Origin of the sequence: Methanobrevibacter sp. (assembly GCF_045577275.1) — an archaeon.
Classification (GTDB): Archaea; Methanobacteriota; Methanobacteria; order Methanobacteriales; family Methanobacteriaceae; genus Methanobrevibacter.
Window position 1 is genome coordinate 1 of the sequence record NZ_JAZNIB010000205.1, and the last position, 2,294, is coordinate 2,294.

Genomic DNA, 2,294 nt, shown 5'->3' on the forward strand with positions numbered 1-2,294 from the left:
TAATATTAATATATAATATATTTTAAATAATATATAAATGTTTGTACTTAAATCAATAAAATAAGTAATATTTAAGGATATTTCCCAGTAATAATAAATAAAAATTAGTATTATGGAAAAAAGGATAATAAAAAATCAATAAATCTTGAAATAAAAAAAGAATAAGATAAAAAGATAAAAAAAGAAATGAAAATAAAAAAGATAAAAAGGCAAATAAATAAAAGAATGCAATTAAATGATATCCTTTATGTCCAATACAGGAGTTCCATTCAACATGTCAACTCCCTTAAACCTAATTACATTTCCATCAATCTCTTCTATTTTTATTGTGGAAACGCCAATAGGATTTGGCCTATTTGGTGCATGGGTTGAAAACAAACCTTTTATAGGGCCATCTCCTCTAAAGGGAACTCTTTGCTTAAACCCTTTTGACTTATGGAAATAAAACAAGACCATGTATTCCTCACCAGCTTCCATGCTAGACATGCTTTCCAAATATTGCTCATCGATAATCATCTCGGCAACAAGATCCCCAGATTCCCTAGGAGCTTTAGGCATATCATGAACATCCTCATAGGGAGACTTGATATATCCAATCGGTTTGAAAATTATTTCATCCATATGATCAACTCACATCTTCATTTCCATCAATATCCATAGTGGGAATCCAACTGCTTTTCAACATCCAACAAGACGGAGTTGATTGCTAACTTTAACAGTTCATTTCCATAAACTTCATCAACATAAACACCATTTTCTTGAACGTCCATTGCACCTTCTTCAATGTTTGGATCATTTAGCCTTGCTTGAGTAAACATAGATAGACCAACTTCCCCATATCTACTTAAATCAGTCTGATTTTCCACTTCACTCTCATCAATTATGCCCAATACCTTTCCCATGGACAATTCACCGGAACCTCCATGAGGCCCTTCAGACTCAATGATTTTGCTGTTAAGTGTAATGAGCAAATCAGTTTGTTCCTCTATATCATACAGGCATGTTACAATTGGCAAATTGCCTCCATGTCCATTTACAATGACTACACTGCTGATTCCCAAATACTTCTTTGCTGATTTCAATACCTTTACGATTTCCTTTGTTAAATCTTCCAGTGAGACATGTATTCCATGGTTTATCTCCTTTATCTCATGAGCCGGATAAATGACTCCAAGATATTTGGCCCCACTTTCCAAAGCAGCTTGAAAAGCAATGTATGAAGCTATCTTAGCATCAGTGTCTATAGGAAGGGCAGGACCATGATTTTCAAGATGGGAACCAAGTGCGATTATTCCTATCTTATGAACATTGGGATTCTTAACATTTCCTGCATCTAATCTTAATTTGACCATATTATCACTAAATTATTATTTGAAACATATAAATAGAAAATTAATTAAAAAAATAACTTAAAAAAATAAATAAAATAATAAATTAAAATCACAAAACTTAAAACAAAAATATAAAAATTATACTTCTAGATTCCAGATAGCATCTCCAACATAGTGGAGTGACTTAATGGCTTTTCCTTCAGAATTGTCAACCATTTCAGGACCGGATATCAAACTGATTCCCATAGCTAAAGGCTTATTATGGGTCTCTTCAACAATTATTACAATATCCCCTTCAACAATTGAGTCATCTGCATCAACAATTCCTGGACTCATTACGTCTGCACCTTTGGTTACAAACCTGACAGCACCCATATCGACAACAACCACCTTACTGTCCAATTCAAGATTCAAAGCAGCCTTCAATGTAGGATATGGCTTTTCATTGATCATGATGATATAAGGTTCTCCATTAACCAAAATAAAGTCATAATCTTCTGCTTCCAACATTTCGAGAGTGTCTTTGTTGTTAATAAAGGATCCATAGTCTCCAAGTTCCTGTTTGATTTCCTTAACTTTCTTTTTCTTTAAAAAATATCTTTTCTTAATTTTCAAAATCAGCACCTGAATTTTTTTAATTCTTAAATATAATATGTTCTTTATTTTAATAATATTTTACTTCTTTTTAATAATATTTTTTAGGAGAACTAAATCCATCCAACCTAAATACCGTGCTGAACCTGGATAATAGTCGCTAAAGGCCCTGCCATCACTATAATTTGGAGATAGTGCAGTTGGAAAAGGTTTATTGTCTACCCAAAAAGAATCAAGAATAAGAGTGTTGCCGTTCATATAAGCTTTTCCTCCTCGTTTTCTGTAAATTATTTACTGTAAACGGTTATTATAAAAAAACTATATATGATTATAACACGAAAAAGAGCATTTTGCAATGCTCTTAGAATT

The 2,294-nt window shown here is 32.2% G+C and carries 4 protein-coding genes; all 4 read right to left on the reverse strand.

Translation table 11 applies throughout. The annotated features are described in order from the left end of the window. Window positions 1–231: 231 nt before the first annotated feature. Window positions 232–621: a tRNA (N6-threonylcarbamoyladenosine(37)-N6)-methyltransferase TrmO gene (tsaA, locus tag ACKI67_RS05990; RefSeq protein ID WP_407462530.1), complete on the reverse strand. Its 390-nt coding sequence runs from the start codon at window positions 619–621 to the stop codon at window positions 232–234. 26 nt (window positions 622–647) lie between these two features. Continuing rightward, entirely contained in the window at window positions 648–1,352 is a 705-nt protein-coding gene (arfB, locus tag ACKI67_RS05995) for a 2-amino-5-formylamino-6-ribosylaminopyrimidin-4(3H)-one 5'-monophosphate deformylase (protein ID WP_407462531.1), read from the reverse strand. 117 nt (window positions 1,353–1,469) lie between these two features. Continuing rightward, window positions 1,470–1,952: an RNA-binding protein gene (locus ACKI67_RS06000; protein ID WP_407462534.1), complete on the reverse strand. Its 483-nt coding sequence runs from the start codon at window positions 1,950–1,952 to the stop codon at window positions 1,470–1,472. Window positions 1,953–2,006: 54 nt separating this feature from the next. Continuing rightward, the gene (locus ACKI67_RS06005; RefSeq protein ID WP_407462533.1) at window positions 2,007–2,183 is read right to left on the reverse strand and encodes a hypothetical protein; all 177 of its coding nucleotides are present in this window, start codon (window positions 2,181–2,183) and stop codon (window positions 2,007–2,009) included. Window positions 2,184–2,294 lie beyond the last annotated feature (111 nt).